Source organism: Mesorhizobium sp. AD1-1 (assembly GCF_020164655.1).
In the GTDB taxonomy this organism is placed as follows: domain Bacteria; phylum Pseudomonadota; class Alphaproteobacteria; order Rhizobiales; family Rhizobiaceae; genus Mesorhizobium; species Mesorhizobium ciceri.
In genome coordinates this window covers 102,433-125,872 of sequence record NZ_JAIUGP010000009.1, presented here as the reverse complement: position 1 = coordinate 125,872, position 23,440 = coordinate 102,433, and the positions used below count along the sequence as shown (strand labels likewise).

Annotated in this window: 15 protein-coding genes and 1 pseudogene; 5 read left to right on the top strand and 11 right to left on the bottom strand. The window is 60.3% G+C overall.

Going from position 1 to position 23,440, the window contains the following annotated elements:
* Window positions 1–477: 477 nt before the first annotated feature.
* Window positions 478–1,446: pseudogene (locus LB519_RS18250) on the bottom strand (IS110 family transposase).
* A gap of 379 nt (window positions 1,447–1,825) precedes the next feature.
* Between LB519_RS18250 and LB519_RS18245 the strand changes: the two are divergent.
* Together LB519_RS18245 and LB519_RS18240 are read left to right on the top strand one after the other, a co-directional pair.
* A complete protein-coding gene (locus LB519_RS18245; RefSeq protein ID WP_224620810.1) occupies window positions 1,826–5,047 on the top strand; it encodes a hypothetical protein in 3,222 nt (1,073 codons plus the stop codon).
* A gap of 1 nt (window position 5,048) precedes the next feature.
* Window positions 5,049–5,762, top strand: coding sequence for a hypothetical protein (locus LB519_RS18240; protein ID WP_224620809.1), 714 nt, complete (start codon window positions 5,049–5,051; stop codon window positions 5,760–5,762).
* Between the two features lie 170 nt (window positions 5,763–5,932).
* Here LB519_RS18240 and LB519_RS18235 read toward each other — a convergent pair whose 3' ends face one another.
* The 8 genes from LB519_RS18235 to LB519_RS18200 all read right to left on the bottom strand — a co-directional run bounded on the left by LB519_RS18235 (window position 5,933) and on the right by LB519_RS18200 (window position 18,637).
* On the bottom strand, window positions 5,933–8,236 hold the full coding sequence (locus LB519_RS18235; RefSeq protein WP_224620808.1) for an AAA family ATPase: 2,304 nt from the start codon (window positions 8,234–8,236) through the stop codon (window positions 5,933–5,935).
* Window positions 8,237–8,366: 130 nt separating this feature from the next.
* Window positions 8,367–10,328, bottom strand: a complete 1,962-nt coding sequence (locus tag LB519_RS18230; protein WP_224620807.1) for a DUF2357 domain-containing protein — start codon at window positions 10,326–10,328, stop codon at window positions 8,367–8,369.
* Window positions 10,329–10,331: 3 nt separating this feature from the next.
* A complete protein-coding gene (locus LB519_RS18225) occupies window positions 10,332–12,350 on the bottom strand; it encodes an McrB family protein (RefSeq protein WP_224620806.1) in 2,019 nt (672 codons plus the stop codon).
* The gene (locus LB519_RS18220; RefSeq protein ID WP_224620805.1) at window positions 12,350–13,372 is read right to left on the bottom strand and encodes a DNA-methyltransferase; all 1,023 of its coding nucleotides are present in this window, start codon (window positions 13,370–13,372) and stop codon (window positions 12,350–12,352) included. The genes LB519_RS18225 and LB519_RS18220 overlap by 1 nt, the downstream gene beginning before the upstream one ends.
* 336 nt (window positions 13,373–13,708) lie before the next feature.
* Window positions 13,709–15,139, bottom strand: a complete 1,431-nt coding sequence (locus tag LB519_RS18215) for an integrase arm-type DNA-binding domain-containing protein (protein WP_224620804.1) — start codon at window positions 15,137–15,139, stop codon at window positions 13,709–13,711.
* 608 nt (window positions 15,140–15,747) lie between these two features.
* Window positions 15,748–16,218, bottom strand: coding sequence for a cyclophilin-like fold protein (locus LB519_RS18210; protein ID WP_224620803.1), 471 nt, complete (start codon window positions 16,216–16,218; stop codon window positions 15,748–15,750).
* A gap of 74 nt (window positions 16,219–16,292) precedes the next feature.
* Window positions 16,293–17,387: an alpha/beta hydrolase gene (locus LB519_RS18205; RefSeq protein ID WP_224620802.1), complete on the bottom strand. Its 1,095-nt coding sequence runs from the start codon at window positions 17,385–17,387 to the stop codon at window positions 16,293–16,295.
* The gene (locus tag LB519_RS18200) at window positions 17,378–18,637 is read right to left on the bottom strand and encodes an MFS transporter (protein ID WP_224620801.1); all 1,260 of its coding nucleotides are present in this window, start codon (window positions 18,635–18,637) and stop codon (window positions 17,378–17,380) included. The genes LB519_RS18205 and LB519_RS18200 overlap by 10 nt, the downstream gene beginning before the upstream one ends.
* Window positions 18,638–18,770: 133 nt before the next feature.
* On the opposite strand from LB519_RS18200, the gene LB519_RS18195 reads away from it, so the two are divergent.
* Both LB519_RS18195 and LB519_RS18190 read left to right on the top strand, forming a co-directional pair.
* Window positions 18,771–19,664 (top strand): LysR family transcriptional regulator, encoded by an 894-nt coding sequence (locus LB519_RS18195; protein WP_224620800.1) that lies wholly within the window; start codon window positions 18,771–18,773, stop codon window positions 19,662–19,664.
* A 272-nt stretch (window positions 19,665–19,936) separates the two neighbouring features.
* Window positions 19,937–20,695: an SDR family NAD(P)-dependent oxidoreductase gene (locus tag LB519_RS18190; RefSeq protein WP_224620799.1), complete on the top strand. Its 759-nt coding sequence runs from the start codon at window positions 19,937–19,939 to the stop codon at window positions 20,693–20,695.
* Window positions 20,696–20,723: 28 nt separating this feature from the next.
* On the opposite strand, the gene LB519_RS18185 is transcribed toward LB519_RS18190, so the two are convergent.
* Entirely contained in the window at window positions 20,724–21,293 is a 570-nt protein-coding gene (locus LB519_RS18185) for a TMEM175 family protein (RefSeq protein ID WP_027161123.1), read from the bottom strand.
* Between the two features lie 125 nt (window positions 21,294–21,418).
* Window positions 21,419–22,123 (bottom strand): GntR family transcriptional regulator, encoded by a 705-nt coding sequence (locus LB519_RS18180; RefSeq protein WP_224620797.1) that lies wholly within the window; start codon window positions 22,121–22,123, stop codon window positions 21,419–21,421.
* Window positions 22,124–22,352: 229 nt separating this feature from the next.
* Here LB519_RS18180 and LB519_RS18175 point away from each other — a divergent pair, with 229 nt between their 5' ends.
* Window positions 22,353–23,393, top strand: coding sequence for an ABC transporter substrate-binding protein (locus LB519_RS18175; protein WP_224620796.1), 1,041 nt, complete (start codon window positions 22,353–22,355; stop codon window positions 23,391–23,393).
* The last annotated feature ends 47 nt before the right edge of the window (window positions 23,394–23,440 follow it).

Sequence of the window (23,440 nt, the reverse complement as noted above, 5' to 3'; positions counted from 1 at the left end):
CTCCTCCCACATGCGATAATACACTATTCTATACTCGATTCTACGATTCCGTAGTCTGGCGTTGAGTTCCGATGGGCCGTACAGTCTTCCACGCCCTGCGACGCGGTAGCAGCGCTGCTTATTTGCAGCACGGGAACCGCACACTTTTCCATCGGAGTGACGGAGCAGCGTCACAGGCAATCCGGCGCGGTCCGGCCGCCTCGCGATCGGCGCGGCTGCACCAATGTATCCGGCCTCGACGCTCTGCGCGCCCTGCCAAGATGGAGATTCGCGCGCCCGGCTCCTAACAAGATACACCACCTCGAAAGGGCCGCTGCCTGCCGACAGGTTTGCCGAACGCCGATCAACCGTTGTGCCATCTCCTGAACATCTTCCCGCAGACTTCATGCGCCCGAGCAGATGCCGGGACGCACCGGCTCGACCAAATCCGTTATCCGTTGGAGGCCATCACGGCTTCTTAGGGGCGCTGGTTCGACATCACGGCCCAGCGATCCGGGCCAGTTTATTGGCAAGCGCAACGACCACCACGTTGCGTTTGGCGCGCTTGAGCAGTGCCTGCAGCGAGGCGCCGAGCTGGGTGTCCATTCGCGCCAGATATTGCAGTGCCGCTCGCGCCACGGATCAACAGCACGCGCATGTAGGCGCTCCCGCGCTTGCCGATCCCCGTCAGGCGCGGCTTGCCGCCGGTTGTGATTTGGCGGGGTACAAGCCCCAGCCAAGCAGTGAAGTCACGCCCCTTTGCAAACCCCGACAGATCGCCGACCGCTGCCGCCGCGCTGTTGCATTGAGAGCGTCAATGCCCGGACGCTGCGCAACAGACGAGCCCGTTGATCGCTCTTCGCGAGCGCTTAGAACTCCTGATCGAGCTGCTTGATCCGATGATTGAACGCGTGCAATTCGTCAACCCTGCCATGAGCCAGTTGCCGCATCCTGGCGGTTAGGATCGGTTTGTCGGAGAGGTTCTCGCGCAGCCACAGGTTCAGCTTGGGCGCCCCTTGGCAATGACGATGCCCCGGTCGAAGAGCACACCCCTCAGATGATTGATCAGCCCCGTCCGTGTGCCAACCAGCCACTCGCGGGCACGGTGCAACGTCTGCACATCGAGTTGCTCTTCTGACTTGATCGGCACGAAGCGCATTATCGGCCGCGTCGCCGCTTCGGCGATTGCTTCCGCGTCGCGATTATCGCTCTTGTGCGGCTTCACGCACGGTTTGACATACTTTGGTGGTATCAGCCGGACATTGTGTCCGACCGAGTCAAACTGACGCGCGAGATGATGAGCACCGCAGCACGCCTCCATGCCGATGATGCACTGCGGCTGCCTGCGACGAAACCGGCGACAGACGGACGGCGCATCCGGCGCAACACGACCGCACCTTCCCGGTCAAGGCCAACCACGCTGCAGAGCGTCTTCCAAGATCTATTCCGCTGCACGGCGACGTTCATTTGCAGTCCTCCTTTCGGTGCGGACTAACAATTTGCCCGCAACGGGAAGGACGGGCCATCCAACAAGATAACGTGCATTCCGTCGTTCCTGGTCTGCATCGGTCCTCATCCCCCTGGCGGATCTCTCCCTGTCAGGTGGCGCCCGTCAGCTTGCCGGAGCCATGCGTTTCAACTGTTGATCTTCTGCTCATCAGTGCTTGGTGCCTGAGAGTTGCGGGACAATTCAAGTAGGGACCTATCGATTGATCATGCTCTCCTAGGTGGAGGCGGGCAAACCTCGGACCGCTTGCCGAGGTTTGCTATCAGCTATATGCCAATTGGGCGCGCATAAGACAAAGCCCAGTCCTAATTGAGCAATGCGCGGCGGTTGGAGTCTCGCGTGGCATTGGCGATAGTTCCTCAATACGAAGACTTGCCCACTGGGCTGATTGCGGGACTAGCGGACCGCGAGGTTTCAATCTGGATTCAGGGCACGGCCAGCTCTGATGAGGAACGGCGAGACTTGGCCCGGCTACTTCGCCTGCCGTGGAAGCAGGCATTCATAGAGGAAGCGGACCCGCTCCTGATAGGAGGGCTCCAGAACGCAGACGGGGACTTCTACGTCGGTCGGCGGGGTTTCCTGCACGTTGTCGATTCTGATCCGTCGCGCATCGATCTTCCACCGCGATCACTCCCGATTTTCCTCCTCAGCGGCAGGGATGGGCGCGGAACCAGTTTCGAGCAGCAGCTTCGGCGGTTGACAATGCTGGAGGAGCTGCGGCGGTCCAGCATCCGGCAATTGGTCGTGATCTCCACGACTGGCGGGGAACCACCCAAAGGGGTAGCCGAACTTTGGGCTACCGGTTTTCGCACACGCTTGATGCTGGTCAACTCCGGCGTCACAGCTGCAGAGCGCCTTGGCGCGTGGCTCAATGAGAGCGGGTACGGTCCGACGCCATCGGTCGTCTCGATGCCGCACGCTGCCTTCGCGAATTCGCTCGTTAGCGCCTTCGACGCAGCATACCACGATGAGCGACTGACCGTTCGACATCGCGACGAGCCCGGCAATATCGGACAACTGGACCTTTCCGGTGTGGACGACCCGGAACGCCCTCTTCTCGCCAGTTACGACATCATTCTCGACCGCGATCTCGCCGTAATCGACCCGGACGACCTTCCGGAGGATGCTTTCAACGCCTTCTTTCGCGGGGAGGCGCGGGACTGGCGCGCCTTTGCTGCGGGGCTGCCATGGATTCGTGATGACGATGCGTGGAGGGGCCTGAAAGATCAGCTTCGACGGCTAGATGCGGTAGGGCCGCCTGAGAACCGCGTTGCGTACATAATGTCCGAGCCGGGTGCCGGCGGCACGACGCTTGCCCGACATCTGGCGTTTAGCGCAGCTCGCGCGGGCTATCCGACGCTTATCGCGAAGGAACTACCGTTCACGCCGGACTCGCTACCTATGATTAACTTTTTAACTCGCGCAAAGCAGCGCGCGGAGGACAGTCGAGCTCAGCATTCGCAAGAGGCCGGGGAATCTGACCCAAGGGTCTATGAGACCCCATGGGTCATCATCTTCGATCGGATGCACTGGGAATTTCGCGATGCAGAACTCCGTCGCTTTCTTCAGCAGATCGAGCGGGCGGGACGCCCCGTATGCATCGTAGTGGTGACCGGACCGATAAGGGAGACGGGATACTACGATTCCTCTCGCTTCAAGCTGCTGGCCACACTGCAGCACATGCTCGATCAGAACGAGGCGATCCAGCTAGGCGCTCATCTCAACCGCTTCCTCCGCCGGTACGGCAAGGAGCGCCCGGACTGGCAGTGGCGCAGCTTCCAGGAAGCCCATTCCGTTCGGCTCATCGAGGGTCTGGCCGCCTTCTGGATTACTCTTAGCTTTTGGCTGCAGACGCAGTACGATCTAACGGAATCAATACAGGAGTGGGTCTACCGGGCGTTCAAAGAGCGCGTTGATACGCCGGAATTGAAGAAGGCGGTTCTGCAGATCGCTGCCTTGAGTTCAGAGCGGCTGCCAATGCCGGAAACCTTGCTCGACCAAAGCACTGGCAGCTGGCCGCTCGCTCTGCTTCTCGATGACCGGAGGTCGAGCCTATCGCCGTTGGGGCTAGTCCGGCTCTCCGATGGCAGTGACAAGTATTGGGCCCTCGCGCACGACATCCTCGGACGACTGCTGATCAACGCCGTGTTCTACGATCATGGGGAACGAACCGCACTGGGGCTCGCCGACGCGAGGGATGCCGAGCATCTGCGTTTTCTGATCCTGAGGGAAGTCTCTCAAAAGCCGTCACTCGGCGAGGCAGCGGAGATCGGCTACGGAGAGGAGTTCGCCACTACCGTGTTCAAGGTTGATCCAGATCACGGTCGTGCCAGCTGGGCCCATATTTGGCGTGACGTGCTCAAAGCGCTCGATGAAATGCCGCAGGCGCTGAGGAACCAAAGTAGGGTATTTCGGCACCACACCGCGATCTCGAGGCGACGGATCGCCTGGCTTGACGAAGCTGCGTACGGCGTTTCTGGCTCGGACCGCGTTTCGCTGCTTGAGCGAGCTGCGGAGGACATCCGCTATGCGCTGCAGTCAATCGAACGAACGCCGAGGAGCGAGCCCGACGTAAACCTCTACAACTCCCTGGCGAACGCCTACTTCGACTTAGTGCGGGTACGCGCCAAGCAAGGTGCTCCCTCCGAGGAGCTGGCAGAGTTGAGGAAACTCGCCTCCGACGCGACGAGGCACGCTTACGAGGAAAGTCCTTCGAACCCTTACGTAATCGAGACGCATGTAAAGAGCCTCATCGCTTCGGCAGAGGAGTCGAGCGACGGTGCGGCCGAGTACTGCATCGAAGCGCTCGAGATCGTATACGCGGCGATCCGACTTGATCAGAATGAGCTCAGGCGCCACGCTTTGGCGGCGCTGGCAGATCGCGCAGTCGGCATCCTTCTTGCCGGCGACGTCGTAGCCAAGCGCCAGCAAGAGCCGAATGGGCCAGCTGACGTCCTGGTCCGCGCCTGGCTGACGATAGCCGCACCGCTCGGCGGACGCGCGCCAGAGTCATTGGAAGACGTCTCGCCCACAATTCTACAGGCGGCGTTGACGGAGCTCGACCATTCCGCAGGCGCCGGCAATCCGCAGGTGTTGCGATTCAAGTACCAGGTGCTTGTGGCGATGGCGCCATTCGACTTTGAACGGCAGATCAAGACTTTGGATCACATGATCGCGACAGACTACCGCCTAACTCCGCAGCTGCGATTGGAATACGCGCTACTACTATTCCAGTGTATGCGTACAGACGAGGCAAACCGGCAGTTTCGAGGACTTCGGACGATTTGGCGCGAAACTGACATTTTCGGCCAGGTGCCGGACCGGCTCCGCTGGCTTCTGCAGCCCGGCGAACGCCGTCCCCGAGTGGTCACAGCGGTCTCCGCATATGATCACGGCCATCGCGCAATGGCCCGAGTTCGAGAGTTCGCACAGTTTGACGTTCCTTATCGCCCGCAGGAATTCGGCGTCCGGGAACATGTGACGGGTAAAGTGTTTGCGGCGCACGTATCGTTTGGCCACAATGGCGCATTCCTTCGGCCCGTGACTGCGCAGCCGCGCTGACATGGCGGCCGATGAAGTCGACTTCGTTGCGCGGTACGCCCTTTCTCAGGATTGGGGGCTGAAGCCCCGGACTATGCTCGTCGAGGGGACATCCGACGTGGCGTTGTTCAGCCTTGCGGCTGACCTCTTCCGTGAATCGAGCGGAAAGGATCTTTTGGCCGACCTTGCTATCCTAGCCGCCGGAGAAGGCGATCGGGGCGGAACGCATGGCGTGGTTCGTGAACTGGTAACGCTACGGAACCTTGCGCGCGCGTATCTGTCTCCGTCCGGACGGCCGGTCTACCGAGTGATAGGTTTATTCGACAATGATACGGCAGGTCAGAAAGCAGTGAATGGCGCGCGCGCCGTTGACGCCAGCATATTTGAGTACCGCGACGTTTTCCGGCTGCAGCCGGCTATGCCAATTGGCGGGAGTCTGGACACAGCTGTTTTGAAGCGCAGCTTCGAAGCGCAGAATCAGGGTTACAAGGGGCTCACTTGGGAGCTAGAGGACTTGATCGGAGAGGAGTTGGTAGACCTGTTTCTGGACGACCATCCCACGGCGATGATCCGCAAGGTCGCTGTGAGCGATCGCACTCATCGCGAATTCACGCGAGACGGCAAAAGCCGATTGATCAGGTTCTGTAAAGACAATGCTGACTTGGCGAGCCTTGAGGGCGTGGTGAACACTTTGCACGCCATCAGGCACTACCTCGTTTTGCCGTCTAAGGTATGATGATCATTAGATTTCAATCATGAGAAGCGTCGGGTGGATGACGATAAGGCATGAGGCCGTGCAAGGCGGTGCCGCGGCCCGCCACGCGCGCTGCGCATGGTCCGCCTTGTCGAGGAATTGGCGCGGGGCCTATGCCATCGTCAACCTTCTGACGAAGATGCACCGCGAAGCTAAAGGCTGCCGCGCGTCAGGTCGCGCACTCGTCTGCAATGAGTCTTCAACTCTTCCACCGGCGTATTCTCGATCACGCTGCCCGGCACCGGTGCGTGGTGAAAATTCCGCGTATAAAAATTTGTATCCTTGAGGTCATCGAGCGCGCCCTTGTAGCGATAGTCGGTCGGGGCGGCCTCGATCTTCCGAATGATCCCGTCGAGCACTTCGTTGGGCGCAAAAAGCTCTGGATCGCCGTTGCGATAGAAATGCTCGACCACTTTGCGCAGCAGCGACCGTATCTCGCCGGGGTCGCCTTCCGTCGCGTCGATAAACTGCATCATCTTCATGCGATCGGTTTCGCTGCGGGGACGAGTCGCTTTCTCAAGATCGAACGCCGCGAGGGTGGCGATACCCGGCGCACCGGTCTGGATTGCGCATGACGTGATTTTGCTCTGGTCGATCCGGTCCCACAGCAAGCGCAGGAAGCCTAGCTCGTGAGAGAGAACGAACACCTGCGCCGCTCTGCCCGCGAGCTTGTTGATCTCGTTGACGGTGAATGTGCGGCGGAACTCGTCCATGCTTGTGAATGGATCGTCCAACACGACGATGGTGTCGGCAAGGTGCGGGTCCGTGTTTACTGTGGCGAGAAACAGCGCGAGAGCCAACACCGACTTGTCGCCGCTCGACAGCGTGTTCTTGAAACTCGGTCCCCCGATGTTGTCGGCGCGCGGCTGAATGGGGGTTCGGTTGATCAGAATCGAATAGGCTGCGGCCGGCTCCGATCCTCGGTAGTTGGGTTGCTCATAGTCGATCTGGAAGCCTGCGCCCAGCCGGTCAAGGTAGGCGTTGATCGTTGCGCCCAGCCCTTCCGTCACGCGCTTGGTGTGTGCCGTCAGCTGGTCGCGGAGTTCCTCCTTCCTGGCTTTCAGAGCGGTCTGACGGTCCAAGAGCGTCTGCCGCTCGGTGACGACGGAGGCCATATCGGACTCATGGCGTTTCTTGCGCGCCTTTAGCACGGCCAGCTCGTTCTTTACCGAGTCGAGACTGACGCTGGCCTGCGCCCGCCGGATGTCTTCAATGCGCCTGCCGTAATCGACAATCTCGCGATTGTGGATTTCCACTGTTACGCGCCCATCGTCCCATTGGCGTGAAAGGCTTTCGTACGTGCCGGCAGCAATGATCGTGACGAGATCCTGCTGCTTTTGCTGAAAGAGCCGGTCAAGGGCGGCGGCGGCCGCTTCCATGCGGCCCGACAAAGCGTCGACGTCCAGCCGCGCCTCGTATCCTTCGCCAGTCAGGGTCTTGAGATTTTCGGTGGCCGCCTGATTGGCGTCGGCCTTAGCTCCAATTGCCTGACGGAACTCCCCGCGCACATATCGCTCCAGCGTCTGCCGGCGTTGTTTCACTTCGGCCGCAAGGGCCTTGTAGGCCTCGCTGAAATAATCCCGGTAAAGGTCAAGCAGGCTGCGGTCCCGTAATTCCTGGCCGCAGTAAGGGCAGTCGTGCGCGGCGTCGAAGGCAAGCCCCGCCTCCAGCCACGTTTCATGCGCCACCGGCGCGTCCCGCCCGGAAACGTGACGGGCGATATGGTCTTGAAGCTTGCGGTGCAAATCGGTCGCAACGCCATCTACCGACTGCGCCAGCGCGGCGGTCAAGTCGGCGGATGGAGTCGGCACCGGCAAGAGCTGCGGCAGCGTCGCCTTTCGAATTTGCTCTTTCTCGGCCGCCCGTCGGACCTCCTTTTCCTTTTCGGCAAGAGCGCTGTCGGCGTCAAGTACATCGGCTAGGCCCGCGAAGTCGCTTGCGCTCATTCGCGGCAGGCCCAGGGCGGACATTGTCGTCTGAACGAACTGGTCCTTCTCTTTTACGGCCAACGCGATCTCTTTCAGCTCTTTGTCCGCTTCCTGAATCTGGCCGATGAGCGCCACACCTTCAGCGCCGACGACAAGGCCGTATTGGCGTTTCAGGTGATCGTGAGAAACGAAGTCGCCGGAATAGACATTCTCGTTGATGAACACCTGGTCGAACACGGCGATTCGGGGCCGGGGCCCGGTCCAGGTGGAGCCGTCAAATACCGATTGCTGGCCGTCTATCAGAAGCAGGACCTTCTGCTGACCACCAGTTGCCAGCGTTTCCCGCCCGCGAATGATGTTCGCCTGATTGCGTGTGAGTGAGCGCAATATGTCGGCAAGCGTTGATTTGCCCCAGCCGTTTTCCCCAAAAAACAGTGTGACTTGCGAAAACCGAAGGCCGCCGGGCGCTGTCAGCTTTTCAAACCGCCCCACCTTCTGGATATCGATAATCTTTTGAAGTGCCGGCATGAGCCCCCCGACTTGCCTTCCTTAGTTTCAGGTGTCCTCTGTTCATTCGTCCGATGCTTAGTCTTGGCGATCTACGAACCGGCTGCGGCCAGCCGATCGCCGGGGGCGTGTGGCGACACCCAAAGTTGCGCTAGAAGACTCCCTCCTCCTCTTGGTAGGGTTTACCCGCAAATACGGCATCGAGGACGCTTTTCAGAAACTCCTGAATAATGGGCCGTTGGCCAATGTCGCGACCAGGGCAAAGATCGAAAGCGCCGACACTAGGAAATAAGTAGGTCGGGGTGCCTTCGAACGCAGACGGGTGCCGAACGAACAGGTTCTTGCGCGATCCGGTGAGTTTGAGAGATGCGCCGTCGCCAGGGAAAAGTATATAGGCCCCCCGACTGCTCAGGATGCCATCGCGATAGGTATGCATTTTGAATAGATCGTCCTGGCGGTAGACTCGCGCGAGCTCGGCCTCATAGTCAGCGTCCAGGTCGTCATCGGCTCCCTCGGTCAGGGAAACGCCCTCAAGATCAACGGAATCCAGCCTATACTTGGCATCGAAGTGAAGCCAATGTCGGTGCAAAGTTCCGTCACCTTCCACTATGATCTCTATGCTATAGTCGGGATCGAAGCGGGCCGTGTAGCTGCCGTGCCACGCGGAAAGGCCACGCGTGGGGCGTTGAAAGACACGATTGTAGAACAGGTTCATCTTTAGGGCACGCGCGCTATCCCGCCTGTAGAGATAGCTGACGCGGCTGCGCTTGCCGCGAAGGAGCCGGACCCGCAAACCGTCCTCAGTAACATCGACGAGGGAACCGTCGCTCGGCAGTTCCGCCTCGGCGAGCTCGGCCAGTGATCGGCGCAAGAGAAAGAAGCACCAGTATTCGTAAAGTTCGTTGACCGGCCGGAGATCGCCGATCAGGCCGTCGGCCAATTGTCCGGCACGCTTCCACGGCAGTTCCAGGCTCATTCTGAGCGACAGATCGAATTTGAGTATTTCGCGATAGCCGCGGCGTTTTTGAAGCACCTGCGAATTTGAAGGGAAGCTGCGGAACGCGCCTACCTGTCGCCACTGACCGGACGATAGTTCTTCATCGATGAGGACGATCCAGCTTTCAACTTCCCGGACAGAGGCAGTCCTCCCATTGCGTGCCAGACTGCCGGCAAGGCGCTGCGTGATGAGCAGCAGTTCCTCGAGGAAGAATTTGACATAGCGGTTCTCGGCCGTGTCGGCGGTCTCGCGCGCCTCGATGACCGGAAACTGGCGTGGGCTGTAGCCGTGGAAAAGGCCCGCGAACGGGCCGCCCTCTACCAGAACGGACTCATCAAGCTCCTCTATGAAGGCGGCCACGTCGGGTTCCTGCACGGCGCCTATTTCTTCGGTCCCTCGCCATTGATCCAGTCGCGTATGAAAGGAGCGCCTGATTTCATCCAGGGCGACCGGGAGATTGCGGTCCATCATGATGTGGCGCATCTGGAACAGGAGCGCCGCTTCCGTCTCGGGCGTTGCGTCGGACAGGTTGAACGACGCACTGACCGGGCTGTCATATTGAAGGAGGAGTTCAGAAAATTCCTCCGCCACCTCGTCGAGCAACGCGCGAAACTCATCCAGATAGCCGAGCTTGCGACAAACGACCTCGGCAATGAAGGGCGCATCGTTGCCAAGGCTCAGGTCAAGAATACCGGCGTGGCCGCGCAAGCGCAGAAGACCGGAAATGGTCGTGCTGCCATCAGTATTCTCGCGCCAGCGTCGGGGAGGATCGATCCGAAAGACGGTTGCAAGCCGTCCGTTGAAGGGCCAGCCCTTCGGGTAAGGCCCCCCTTCTTGCAGGTCGGCGATGCTCTCGGGCAGCGTTACATCGACAAGATATTCGGTGTTCTCCCGCAGCTGGAATCGCTCAAAGAGGACAGGACTATCCTCGCGCCAGCACATCGCGGGGATTCCGCGCGCAGTGTGCTCGTCCGGCGCCGTCTCTTCCTCTGCCATGACCATTTGCGGGGCCGCCGGCGGAAAGGGAAGCTGTTTGCCGCTGCCCTTGGACCATTCGAGGTCGAGGTGGGTTTTGGCCCCCCATGAGAAGCGCGCTCTGTGGAGGGGAATGGCCATGTGTCAGCTTACGAATGATACGTAGCCGGTCGCCTGCAAGCGGTCGTGCATGGTGTCGAGCTTCTGCCGGGACTGCGGAAGTTGCGCGGTCGCTCCGGCCAGCGTCAGCTTGCGCGCCGCCGGTATTTCAACCTTCGTACCGAGGCCCAACGTGTAGCCGGCGCTTGGCGTGGAGCTTGAATCGTTACCGGCGTAAAAGGCGGAGAGCGCGCGCAGACTATCGCCGAGCGCCCTTCTGTTTCCGTGAATCTTCGGAAGAACCTTTTGCAGCATGGCATAGTCGAGCGCGTCATGCCAGGTCGCGAGCAAGGCAGCCTTATCGGCCCCGGCTGCGTGCTTGGTCAGCATCCATTCGGTCACATAGATGAACACTTCCTTTGCGATCCGATAGCCGAACGCGAAGCCTACTGGCGAAACGAGGTCGTAGGTGCCGTCAAGCGCTGTCACCACTGCGACGCGGATCGTGTCGATCTCTGCCGCCGCCAGTCCGGCGTCTATCAGGGAGTCCAAAATGGTGGCCGGATTTGCCACGGCGTATTTTTGACTCTCTCGCGCGTCGATCCCGCGCTTCAGCGCAACATCGGCTTGAGCAATGGCAATGATCCCTCCGGGCTCGGTGCGCGTGGCAGCCCCAAGGTAGGTGCTTGGTCGCTCGGCATTCAGTTCGATCACATGCGCGCGGTCGAGCACCTTTGGCGAGAACATGTAGGTAGTCTCATCGACATTGACGGTGCCGACGAAAAACAGATTGGGCGGAAGGATGAAGTCGCGCCCGTCGTTGAGCATCGCGGTTGCCGCCTCCGCCTCCCTGCTTCCGGGACTGTCCGCTTCGAGTACCGCCGCGATCAGCTTCAGGTCGTCGCCGCCGATCAGAGAGAGGCCGCTTTCCGCATCGAGAATATTCGCCGCCTCCATCAGGGATAGGAAAGGCGCAAAATACCGTTCCACATGGGAAAGGTTCATCTCGTCGAAGATTAGGAAGTGCGGTATATCGGCCGCATCCGAATGACTCGCACGAAGAATGAGGCGGATCGCGTCGGTAATCTCGTAGCTTTCGTGCGTCGTGGTTCCATCTGGCAGTTTCCGCTCCTTGCCAAAAGGCGTTCGGAATCCCAGTAGCCGCTTTGGTGAGGTCCAATCTGGTCCCACTGCTATCAATTCGAAGATCGAGCCCCTTACCTCGTCAGCATGGAGGCGCTGCAAGCCCTCGGCCAATTTCAGGGCTGCTCGTGATTTGCCCGTCCCGGAAGGGCCGGTCAGGATGACGAAATTTTTGGCTGCGAGCGCCGCGACAAGCGCGAACGATACCTCAGCGGGGTTCTCCGCTTTGGTGACTCCCACCGGCAAAGACTTGACCGGGAGATAGTCCTGCGGGGCTGGCGCGCTCGAGACAAACGGACCGCCGTCGTCTGTGGCGCTATCGTCAATGGACGTGTCGAACACGGCCGCAATCTCGGTAGCGGTGAGTCCGATGCGTGCTACAAACTCGTCGGCAAGACGTTTCAGGCGGCCGGCGGCGTCGGAGATTCCCGTTAGCACGCTATCGAGGGCCTGACCGCGCCAGTACCAGACCGCCGCCTCCGTGAGGTTCGGAAGGGGCTTTGCTTTGTTAGCGGTGAGCGCCAACGCGGCGAGGTGGGTATCGTAGCCGGGTGCCAGACTTGCCTGTCGCGGCGAGTCACTGCTCAGGACGATAATATCGCGCCAAGGCGTTCCGGAAATCGTCGAGTTCGTGCCATTCGACCGGTAGCGGCGCGGCCGATACCCTGTCTTGTCCGCTTCTCGCAATGCGAATGGATTGAAGTAGTAGTGATCGTCCCTGCCAAGTCCGGCAGCCCCGACCTCTTCCAGTGCTTGGATAAAGGCCGGCGCTGACTCAGCGATGGCGACACTTACCGTGCCTTTGATCGCCATTGTCCGCTTGACGATCAAGAAATCAAACAGCGGCGTGCGCTTCGCGCGCGACTCGCCCAACTGGTTGATCGCCCGTTCGATCCTTTTTGCCGAAAGAAATATGGTCACTAGACGGCTCCGCTCCCGACCTTCTCAAGATTCTTGACCATCATCTTGCAGAAGTCCTTCTTGATATCGATACCGATGCTGCGGAATCCGTTCTTGCGCGCGAAAACAAGACTTGTCCCGCTCCCGGCAAAGGGATCAAGGACAACGCCGCAGGCGGGCGTGGTCGCGAGGATCGGAATACGGACAAGTTCTTCGGAGAAGCGCGCCTTGTGACCGTTGTGAAGGCCGCGCACCGGCGGCACTTCCCATGCATCGAGCGGCGGCAGAACCGAGCCGGAGTCAGTCGGCCGGCCAACCGGTTCTTTGTTGAAATAATACCAACGATCTTTCACGAAATGAAAGACGTACTCGTGGGACATGGAGCACCGGTCCCGTACCTGGTCGGGAATGGGATTCGGCTTTAGCCAGACGTTGTCATTACGGACGGTCCAGCCCTTGTCCTGCATCGCGATGGCAAAACGGTGCGGTATCAATAGCAACTGCTTGGGGATGCACCACTTACCATCGCCCTTCTTGTCCTGTGGCCGGAGACCAAAGCGGCGTGCGCCCTGCTTTACCTCGCCGCTTTTGTGCTCGCCTTTGCCACTCCAATAGGTGTCGCCGATATTGACCCACATACTGCCGTTAGGAGCGAGGATGGGATCGCAGGCGTCAAAGGTCTGAACGAGTTTCTCGATGAAGGACGATGGATGTTCTTCAAGGCCGATCTGTCCGTCGACGTCGTAGTCGCGCTGTCCGTAGAACGGCGGTGACGTAACGATACAATTCACCACCATTCCTGCCTGCGCCAACAGTCGGAGCGCCTCAGAAACATCCATGTTCAAGATGATAGTGTGCTCGTCCGCGTAGTACGCCTTCCTTTGCAGCAGCGGTGACTCGAAGGTGCTGTTGTCGATGACCATAGGCGCCATCGCGGCATTAGCTTTTGTTTTTGGCTTGTCGCCTGAGAGCTTGACCGCCTTTGCCTGTCTCTTGGGGCTTACGTCCCTGCCGGCTATAATCCTAAGCGCCACCTTCTCCATTCCGATCCCTCGTCTGCAATCTCGATTATTGTTCACGCGTAAATGTTACTTCTCAATTTCGTATTATTACCGGATTTCACAAACCCTTCTTCTTTGATGAGGTATCATCATTCGAATATTCATCTGATAATCATCGTCAATAATACTTTTAGAGACCCCGACACGGCTGAATTTTTATTCGGGCCTGCTAATGCGAATCGGGAAAGTGAATCACGTTTTGTTCCTGGCGGCCAGCCCTGTCGGTTTTTCAGCACTGCTTTCTGCAACGTTCCTGACACAAAGAGGAACGAAAGTCTCAGATGCAGCGACGCGACCCTGTTAGGTACTGCCGCAGAGTCACGTTGAGCAAATTTCGGCCGGAGGCGACGGATCAGCGGCGTGAGCGAAGGCAGCGCTCCTGTACTCGTCGCGCAGCGCTTCGCCATCGTTTCGCTTAGCGGCCTTAATTGTCCGTCGCGTTGCATGCGGGCCGAGCCACGAGCGGACGGCATCATCCTTGGCGATTAGGTCGCCCAGAGCGCCAAACATCGTCGCGCTTATAGCTTGCTGTTGGACGCGTAGGTGGTCCTCGAGCAGCTTGTGCCGCGAAATGTACCCGGCGTTCACGCCCGGGATGGCGTGGTTCATCAGCAGACGCGCGTCGAACTCCGAGACGCCAGCGGCCGTCGCAAGCGTCCTGAATGTCTGCCGTAGGTCATTGCCCCACTTGCCTAGAACATCTCGATCTTCCTTCTGCTCTGCCAGATGTCCGCTTTCGCTGCCTGCAGGGAAGAGCCAACTATTGGCTTCAAAGGGGAAGATGTAGCGGCCAAAGCGGATTGCCCGCGTGAGGCAAAGGACCATCTGGCGCGAGAGCGGAATGTCAAATGCGCGGTCGGCTCCCCCCTTCGGTCGCGGGATGTGCAATACACGGCGGCGAAGATCGAGATGCTGCGGCTTCGCCTCCATCAGCGCCGTAGGCCGGCTGCCAGAGAGCAGTGAGAATAGATGGTACTCGCGGCGGATGGGATTGGGTAACGCGGCGACTTGCCGGAACCAATTCGGCAAGTCGCCCAGTCCCATCGCTGTGTTGCGACGCCCTTCGGAGTTCCAGTCAACTACGCTTGCTGGATTGTCGGCCGGGAGATAGCGATGCGCCTTGCGCGCATGATTATAGATGGCGCGCAGCGTCCGCATGCTGCCATTCGAAATATACGGACCATGCTCCTTCGTGATCTCGTCATGTTTGGCAATGACCTTGCCGGGATCGTCACCCAGTTCCTGCAAAGGGATGTCGAGCCAATCCCTGAAAAGGCGCTCCACGTGGTCACGATAACCCTCGATTGTTCCTTCGCTCCGGCCTTTCCGGATTAGGTGGGCGTCGCGATAACGTGCCCACGCCTGCCTTAGGGTGACACCTTTCGGGGTGATATCAGGTTGCGCTGCATCATCCCCGTTGCCATGTGAGGCATCGTTTGCATGCGCTGGCATGTCGGCCGCTTTGGGGTTGGGATGCTCACCTTTGGAGATCTGCGCGAGGTATGTCTTTGCCGTTGCGCGAGCCTCGCGTGTAGACATCGTCTCTGCGTCGCCAATCCGTACCGAGATTGATGCAACGCGCTTCCCATCCTTCCGCAGGTCTCCTTGAACGGCAAATGTCTTGCTTCGCCTGCCGACGATGACGTGGAAGCCTTTAAGCTGGGTGTCGCGGGCGCGATACTGTCCCGAACTAGGCGCCTTAAGGTCGCTAACCGCCTTGTCGTTGATGAGGATACGGATGTCGGCCATAGCGCAGTTCCTGCAAGTTTAGTGCTTGCCGACCAGAAAATTCAGCCGGTTTTTCAGCCGGTGTTAGACTCGCATGTGATCAGGTCGTGTGTCCACGCCAAAACGCGCCGTTCTGCGCAAATAATTGAAATGAAAGATTCATTTACAACTATAGCGAAGGTTTGGATAATCTCGGCGAGCCACAAAAGTAAACTACGAATCTGGGGGTCAGGAGTTCGAATCTCTTCGGGCGCGCCAAAACCATTCATCGTTTCCCTGCGACGATATAGCTGCCGAATTGGTGCCTACGCGACGAGCGGGGAATAGCCTGCGAGCGAAAAAGCGTAGAAACGGCGGCGTTAGGCAGTAAGAGTTCGAAGCTCTTTAGATTGAATGGCGGAGTTCCGACGCGGCCGGAGCGGAGTTCCAAGCGGTGATTGATGTGGATGGTGCCGACGACGATCTGACAGCGATCTCCCGACAGGCGAGCATCATTTATTTGTATCAGATCATGGATCGAGGTCAGCAGGCGCTCATACCACTTGGTCGGCGTGTGTCAGTCACTCGAAACCTGCTTCGGTTTTCCGGCATCCGCGGCATTGTCCCCATGCGCAGCGGCCTTCCCGGGTTCAGGAAAGCATTTCGACGCGCAGCGGATGTTCTCCGCGCGTCAGAAGGGGCGCCGGGCCCTGGTCCAGTCGCCCGAGCCGGATCAGGCCGCGCGACCAGCGGTAGGGACCATGAAACATCGCCAGATTGCCCCAGGGGGCGTAGTAGCAGAGATCGCCAGTCGCCTCGTTGCCGAAGCGACCGCTGCCTTCCTCGGTGAGCTTGCGCGGCAGGTAGGCGATCTTCTCGTTGGTCGAATAGTCGTCGATCGTCAGATCCAGCGGCAGGATCGAGACCAGATCGTGCGCGGAAGGATTGTCCTCCAGCGTCGCCGTGCAATCCTGATCCCCGAAGATGAATCTAAGGCGCATGGTGGCTCCTTTCCTATCCGTGGCTGCGTCGGTCTGAGAGCGCACCGAAGAGGGGAGCGCGAGGCTGGCAGCACCTGCCAGCAAGGTGCGGCGTGAAAGCCATACGGCGGCGCGTGTCATTTAAAGTCTCCCGGTCGGTGCGGCCATGTCCATCGTTCCTGCACACGGCCGCACCCTTCGACGATACGACCTGGTCAGGCAGCGAGATGCTGGTTGAAGAAGCTGGTCAGCTTGTCGAACGGGATCACGTCCACCTTGTCGTAAAGATCGGTGTGGCTGGCGCCTGGAATGATCATGAGTTCCTTCGGCTCCGCCGCTGCCGCGAAGGCGGTTTCGCTGAAGTAGCGCGAATGGGCCTTTTCGCCATGGATGAACAGGATCGGGCGCGGCGAGATTTCAGCGATGTAGGTCAGGATCGGCATATTCATGAACGACAGCGGCGTGGTCTGCGTCCAGGAATTGCCTGAGTTGACCGCGCGCGCATGGTAGCCGCGCGGCGTCCTGTAATAGTCATGGTAGTCGACCAGGAACTGCGCCTCGCCGCCGTGCAGGTCGTTGTAGGGTGGTTGATAGGCTGGCGCGCCGTTTTCCGCATCCGTCCAACGCTGCCGACCCAGTTGCTCCAATGTCTGTGCGCGCTGTTCGGGGGTCACGCTGTCGTTGTAGCCCTTCGACATAACACGGGTCATGTCGTACATGGTGCTCGCCACCAAGGCCTTGACGCGCTTGTCTGCGGCGACGGCATTCAAAGCCATGCCGCCCCAGCCGCAGATGCCGATGACGCCGATGCGCTCACGGTCGACGGCGGCGTGCAGGCCGAGATAGTCGACGGCCGCGCTGAAATCCTCGGTGTTGATGTCCGGCGAAGCGAGATTGCGCGGCTCGCCGCCGCTTTCGCCGGTGTAGGACGGATCGAAAGCCAGTGCGACGAAGCCGCGCTCGGCCATCGTCTGCGCGTAAAGGCCAGAGGATTGTTCCTTAACAGCGCCGAACGGACCGCCGACGGCAAGCGCCGGCAGACGTCCGCCGGCCCGGTCCTTCGGCAGATAGAGATCACCCGACAGTGTGATGCCGTAGCGGTTCTTGAATGTGATCTTCTCGTGATCGATCTTATCGCTGAGCGGAAAGACCTTATCCCATTGCTTTGACATATTCTGAGCCTTTGCTTTGAAGGGGTTGGATATTGAAACTGCACCGAAGGCGGCGACGCCTGCGCCGGTCAACTTCAACAGTTCGCGCCGGTGGATGACGCTTGCCGAATTTTTCGTGTCAGGGGTATTCATGGGCATTTCCGATCTCCTGTTGGTATGAATTGGGATTGGGCAGTTCGTTGAACGAACGTCAGTGCGGGGCGTCCGGGCTTCAGCAACCGCCGGCCATTGCCGATCAGGGCGATTGCAAGGCCGGCGAGAACCACGCTGCCGGCGAAGGTCGCGAAGACCGTCATGCCATCCAGCAGCAGCCCGCCGACCACGGCACCGAGCAGGATCGACGCCTGGATGGCTGCGACCATCAGGCTTCCGGCGGCTTCCGGCGCATCGTCCGCGTTTTGGGACATCCACGTCATCCAGATCACAGACATTGCGGTGTTCGCCGCGCCCCAGAGAGCAAGGAAGAGGCCGGCGGCGGCTACCGAACCGCCGAGAAGCAGGAGCCCCAGCGTGCAGCCGCCCATCAGCAGCGCGGGCAACCGCAGCAGCGGTGCGACATTGCCGCTCACGAAACGCCCTGCCGCCCATGTTCCGAGGAAGCCCGCACAGCCCAGTACAAGCAACAGGATCGAGAGCGTCCCCACGTTGACGCCCGTCACCTGCTCCAGGAAGGGGCGCAGATAGGTGAACATGGTGAAGGCCGAGCCCCAGGATAACATCGAGGCAATAAGGCCGCGCAGGAAATGGGGGCGCTTCAGCAGGCCGAACATCGTCCGGAAATCCTGCCGCTGGCGCGCGGGCAACGACGGCAGCGCGATCAAGTGCCAGACGAGGTTGATGGCGACGATTGGCGTCAGCGCCCAGAACACCGCGCGCCAGCCGAACACGGCGCCGAGATAGCTGCCGATCGGCGCGGCGAAGGCCGCAGCGATCGCCTGTCCGCCATACATCAAGGCGAGCGCGCGCGGCACATCCCTTTCAGGGACCAGCCGCATGATGACGGCGGTGGCCAGTGCCCAGAAGCCGCCGATGCAGATGCCCAACAGGCTTCGACCGAGCATCAGCACGGAGAAATTCGGGGCCGCCGCAACCAGAACCAGTGACAACAGCATGAAAGCCGTCATCGCGACCAGAACCCATTTGCGGTTCAGCGTTCCAGCGGCAGTGGTGATGACCATGCTCGCCGCTATGGCGAAAAGACCGCTGATCGAGATCGCCTGTCCGGTCTGTCCCTCAGTTGCGCGCAATCCTTCGGCCATGGGGGTGAGCAGGCTGACCGGCATGAATTCCGAGGCGATCAGCATTGCCACACACAGTGCCATCGAAAGAACCGCGCCCCAGGCGGCGTCCGGTTTGCTATCCGCATCGGTTGCGGCGGCAATCGCCATGTCGTTTGCTCCTGCTGAATTGTTGCAACGCAAAACTAGTGGCTTTGCCATAAAGCGATTAGCCATCGAAATTCGCATGAACTAATCAACCACATCGAATAATGTGCTGCGGCATGGCAAACGAGAGAAGCTCATGGCCAAAACCGACCTCAATCAACTGACGTGGTTTCAGGCCGTCGCCGAGGAGCGCAGCTTCACCAAGGCGGCGGCAAAGCTCGGCGTCGCGCAGTCGACGCTCAGTCACAGGATCAAGCAGCTCGAAGCGCAAATGGGCATACGCCTCCTGACCCGCACCACGCGCAATGTCGCGACGACCGCCGCAGGCGAGCGGCTGTTACAGACGATCGCCCCGCGCATCGGCGAAATCGAGGATGAGATCGCCGCGTTGATGGCGTTTCGTGAAAAACCCTCGGGCTCGATCAGGCTGACGCTGTCCGACCACGCGCTTGAAAGCGTGGTTTGGCCCAAGCTGAAGCCGATCCTCAGCGCCTATCCCGGTATCGGTGTCGAACTGATCCTGGACAGCACGTTCCGCAACATCGTCGAGGAGGGCTTCGACGCGGGCGTCCGGTTGGGAGAGAGCGTCGAGAAGGACATGATCGCGGTCCGAATTGGTCCGGACTGGCGTTTGGTGGCCGTGGCTTCTCCCGACTATTTCGCCGCGCGTGGTGTGCCTGAGCACCCACAGGACCTGATCCGCCACGTCTGCATCAACATGCGTCACGAGACCGCCGGCGGTCTTTATGCATGGGAGTTCGAGAAGGATGGGCAGGCGTTGCGCGTCCGGGTAAACGGTCAGCTGACCTTCAACAATTCCTATGCCATGATCGACGCAGCCGTGCACGGCTACGGCATCGCCTATGTGCCCGAGAACATCGTGGAGCGGCACATCGCCTCGGGCCTGCTGGTGCAGGTCCTCGACGATTGGTCGCCGTTCTTCGACGGCTATTTCCTCTATTATCCGAGCCGTCGTCAGAATCTTCCCGCGTTCAAGGTCATCGTCGACGCGCTACGACATCGGAATTGAGACAAGAGGATCTAACCCGCGCGATTGACTGCACGCCGAGCCCGTTTCGCCCCGCTCGCATAGCACCCACCTGCGGAAGACACGGTATTTTCCGGATCTCGGGCATCAAGATTGTCCTTCCCACGCCCGCTCTATCGCCACGCCTCGTTCGGCTCGTCTTCGCACGTCGAGAACGCAAAGCGGGATGTTGCAGAGCAAATCTTCGCAGCGCCATCACCCCAATGTGCGTGGTAAGACCGCGACAGGCGCAACCAGCGGAGCCTGATTTGACCATGATCTCTACCCCCATCAAGCGCGCTTTTATCACCGGGGCTGGTGCGGCCGACGGCATCGGCTTTGCCATTGCCCGCCAGCTCGGCCAAGCCGGCCATGCCGTTTTTCTCACCGGTGCCAGTGCACGTGTGCTCGATCGCGCCGTTGAGCTCCGTGCCGAAGGCATCGATGCCAGGGCCGCAATCGCCGATCTCACCATCGCTGCCGATGTCACGCGGCTGCGGGCCGATGTCGGCGCGGTCGATATACTGGTCAACAATGCCGGCATGGGCTCGCTGGCATCGCCATCGGTCGACAAGGCGTTTCTCGCCATGACCGAGGCCGACTGGGATCAGGGGATCGACGTCAGCCTGAAGACGGCATTCCTCGTCACGAAGGCGTTTCTGCCGGCGATGGTCGAAGCGGGCTACGGGCGCATCGTCAATGTGGCGTCGGTCACCGGACCGCTGGTGTCTTTCGAAGGCACATCAGCCTATTCCGCCGCCAAGGCCGGCATGGTCGGCCTGACGCGGACGCTGGCGCTCGAAGTGGCGAAAAGCGGCGTGACCGTCAATGCCGTGGCTCCCGGCTGGATCGAAACAGGGTCGTCGAGCGAGATGGAGCGGCAAGCCGCCCTGAATACGCCGCCGGCGCGGGCCGGGCGACCGGATGAGGTGGCCGCCGCGGTCGTGTTCCTGGCCTCGGAAGGCGCCAGCTATGTCAACGGCGCCCTGCTGGTGGTCGATGGCGGCAACAGCCTTCAGGAGCGCAAGGGCTGAAGCCGCCCAACGCGTCGGGTGCGAGAATTCAGCCTTTGCCCGAGCTTTTGCCTGCCCCCGGCGCTTCCGGCCTGAGATAGACGGCCAAGCAGCAGCAACAGATCGCCAAGCCCGCGACTGGATATTTCAGGGCGACCAGCCCCGCCAGCGCGAATAGGCAGAGCGTCGCGAGCGACCGGATGCGCATGCGCTTGCGCACCGCGAGCGGAACCGCGTTCTCCGGCATCGGGTCGATGAGTTCGCGGATCAGAAGAATGTAGGTCAGGTTCACCAGGAAGAAGACGGCGGCATAGAAGGCGACCGGCTGCGGCGCCAGCTCGCTGACCGCCATCCACGCGGTCGCCAGCGGCAGCAGCGAAACCGAGAACAGATGTGCGAAATTGTACCACATCAGGCTGGCTGTCGCCTCTCTGGCGTGGCGTAACAGATGATGATGGTTCGCCCAGACGATGGCGATGAAGAGATAGCTGACGCTGTAGCTCAGCCATGTCGGCCAGAGCTCCAGAAGCGCCTTGAACGTCGGCAACTCCGGCGGGCGCAAGTCGAGGACCAGCACCGTGATGAGGACGGCGAACACGCCATCCGAAAATGCGCTCAACCGATCGAGCCCTGTCGAGGGAAGCACTGGACCGTCCTCGTCGCAGTTCGTGAGACATATAGTAGTGCTGTCGATAGCAATATCCATATGCCGCTCGGACCATCTGACGCCGCCACCAGCGCCGCTCAGGACGCCTTGGCCAGAAAACTCTGGTAGTCCGATTTCGCCTGCAGCAGGCGCAGCACATTGTCGCGCGAGCCCCTTACGTGGGCGCGGGCCAGCGTGCCGGCTCGGGCGGCATCGCCGGCGCAGATCGCCTCGACGATCTCGGCATGCTCGTCGCGGGCGATCTTCCATTCGTCGAGCCACAACAGTTCGGTCCAGACATAGTGCTGGCACTTGTCGAGGATGCCGCACAGCATGCCATGCAGCATCGCATTGCCGCTGATTTCGGCGATGACGCGGTGCAGGTCGATGCCGACTTCGAGCTCCTGGAATTTTTCGCGCGTGGTGCGCTCCGGAATGGCGGCCAGCCGCTCGCATTCGGCCAGCATGGCACGCAGCCGCGCCTTGTCCTGTTCCGTCGCAGCAGCGGCGGCCAGTGCCGTCGCGTGGCCGTCGAGCAGTTCGCGGATCTCGAAGGCCTCGCGGAACATGTTGATGTCGAACTCGGTGACGACATAGCCCTGGCGCGGCCGGCCGGTGACCAGGCCGTCGCGCTCGAGGCGGTTGAAGGCCTCGCGCACCGGGGTGCGGCTGACAGTCAGCTTCGCCGCGATGTCGTTTTCGGTGACGCGTGAGCCCGGCGGAATCTGGCCGGTCACGATCATCGCCTTGAGCGCGGAATAGACCGAGTCGCGCAGCGTGTTTTTTTTGGTTTCCTTGGCCAAGTTCCGTTTCCAGTTCTCCGGTCTTTCCGCCGGCATATGTTCTCACGCATAGCTGTATTCAAAGTCGGCGCGGTTTGCCACGCCCCGGCGCCCCATCTCCCAGCCCGGGTCGACGACCCCAGGCGCGCCAATCGGTGTTGACATCGCTGATCCCGAAGCTACACTCAAAATTGTATACAAAATAGCATGCGAAATCAAAAACAATGGGAACACCGGTGGAGAGCCTAAAATGAACAGGACCAGAAGCATCAGCGTTGTCGCGGTGGCCGCCCTCATGGCAGCGGTCGCGGCCCCCGCCGTGGCGGGCGACACCATCACCGTCGCCTCGTGGGGCGGCACCTACCAGGAAGCGCAGACCAAGGCGTTCTTCAAGCCGACCGCCGACGCGCTCGGCATCACCATCAAGGAGGACACCACCAACGGCCTCGACGACGTACGGCTGCAGGTAACCGGCAATGCGGTGAAATGGGACATCACCGAGCTTGGCGCCGACGAATGCGCACGCGGCTCGAAGGAAGGGCTGTTCGAGAAGCTCGACTACGGCATTATCGACAAGAGCGGCATCAATCCGAAGCTTGTCCATGATGACTGGGTCGGCATTTCCTACACCTCCGTCGTGCTGATCTATCGGACTGATGTGTTCGGCGACAAAGGCCCCAAGACCTGGGCCGACTTCTGGAACGTGGAAAAGTTTCCGGGACGGCGCGCGTTGAGCGGCAGCCAGGCGACCGAAACGCTGAGCGTCGCGGCTCTCGCCTCGGGCCTGCCGATCGACAAGGTCTATCCCGTGGATGTCGACGGCGCGCTGAAATCCGTCGACAAGATCCGTGGCCATGTCGACGCCTGGTGGACCTCCGGCGCTCAGGCCATGCAATTGGTCAAGGATGGCGAAGTCGACATGGCGAGCATCTGGAACGGCCGCGCCGGCACCTTGAAGAAGGAAGGCGCGCCGGTCAGTTTCTCCTTCGACCAGGGCGTGCTGACCGCCGACTGCATGGTCATCCCCAAGGGTGCCAAGAACAAGGAAGCCGCGATGAAGGCGCTTGCGATGTTCGTCAGCCCGCAGCTGCAGGCCAATCTGCCGCTCTACGTCGACAATGGCCCAGTAAACGAGAAGGCTTTCGAGACCGGCAAGATCCCGCAGGACAGGATCAAGGACATCAATTCGGCGCCCGAAAACGTCAAGAAACAGGTGCTGCAGGATGCAGAATTCTGGCGCGACAATCTGATCGAGGCGACGGAGAAGTTCAACAATCTGATCCAGCAATAGGCTGCGGACACAAACTTACGGCGGGCAGCGTAACCAGCCACTGCCTC

Excerpts from the sequence above, each read along its gene's own strand:
- LB519_RS18240 (WP_224620809.1), top strand. The coding sequence starts at position 5,049 with ATGGCGGCCGATGAAGTCGACTTCGTTGCGCGGTACGCCCTTTCTCAG.
- LB519_RS18235 (WP_224620808.1), bottom strand. The coding sequence starts at position 8,236 with ATGCCGGCACTTCAAAAGATTATCGATATCCAGAAGGTGGGGCGGTTT.
- LB519_RS18230 (WP_224620807.1), bottom strand. The coding sequence starts at position 10,328 with ATGGCCATTCCCCTCCACAGAGCGCGCTTCTCATGGGGGGCCAAAACC.
- LB519_RS18220 (WP_224620805.1), bottom strand. The coding sequence starts at position 13,372 with ATGGAGAAGGTGGCGCTTAGGATTATAGCCGGCAGGGACGTAAGCCCC.
- LB519_RS18215 (WP_224620804.1), bottom strand. The coding sequence starts at position 15,139 with ATGGCCGACATCCGTATCCTCATCAACGACAAGGCGGTTAGCGACCTT.
- LB519_RS18210 (WP_224620803.1), bottom strand. The coding sequence starts at position 16,218 with ATGACACGCGCCGCCGTATGGCTTTCACGCCGCACCTTGCTGGCAGGT.
- LB519_RS18205 (WP_224620802.1), bottom strand. The coding sequence starts at position 17,387 with ATGCCCATGAATACCCCTGACACGAAAAATTCGGCAAGCGTCATCCAC.
- LB519_RS18200 (WP_224620801.1), bottom strand. The coding sequence starts at position 18,637 with ATGGCGATTGCCGCCGCAACCGATGCGGATAGCAAACCGGACGCCGCC.
- LB519_RS18195 (WP_224620800.1), top strand. The coding sequence starts at position 18,771 with ATGGCCAAAACCGACCTCAATCAACTGACGTGGTTTCAGGCCGTCGCC.
- LB519_RS18190 (WP_224620799.1), top strand. The coding sequence starts at position 19,937 with ATGATCTCTACCCCCATCAAGCGCGCTTTTATCACCGGGGCTGGTGCG.
- LB519_RS18175 (WP_224620796.1), top strand. The coding sequence starts at position 22,353 with ATGAACAGGACCAGAAGCATCAGCGTTGTCGCGGTGGCCGCCCTCATG.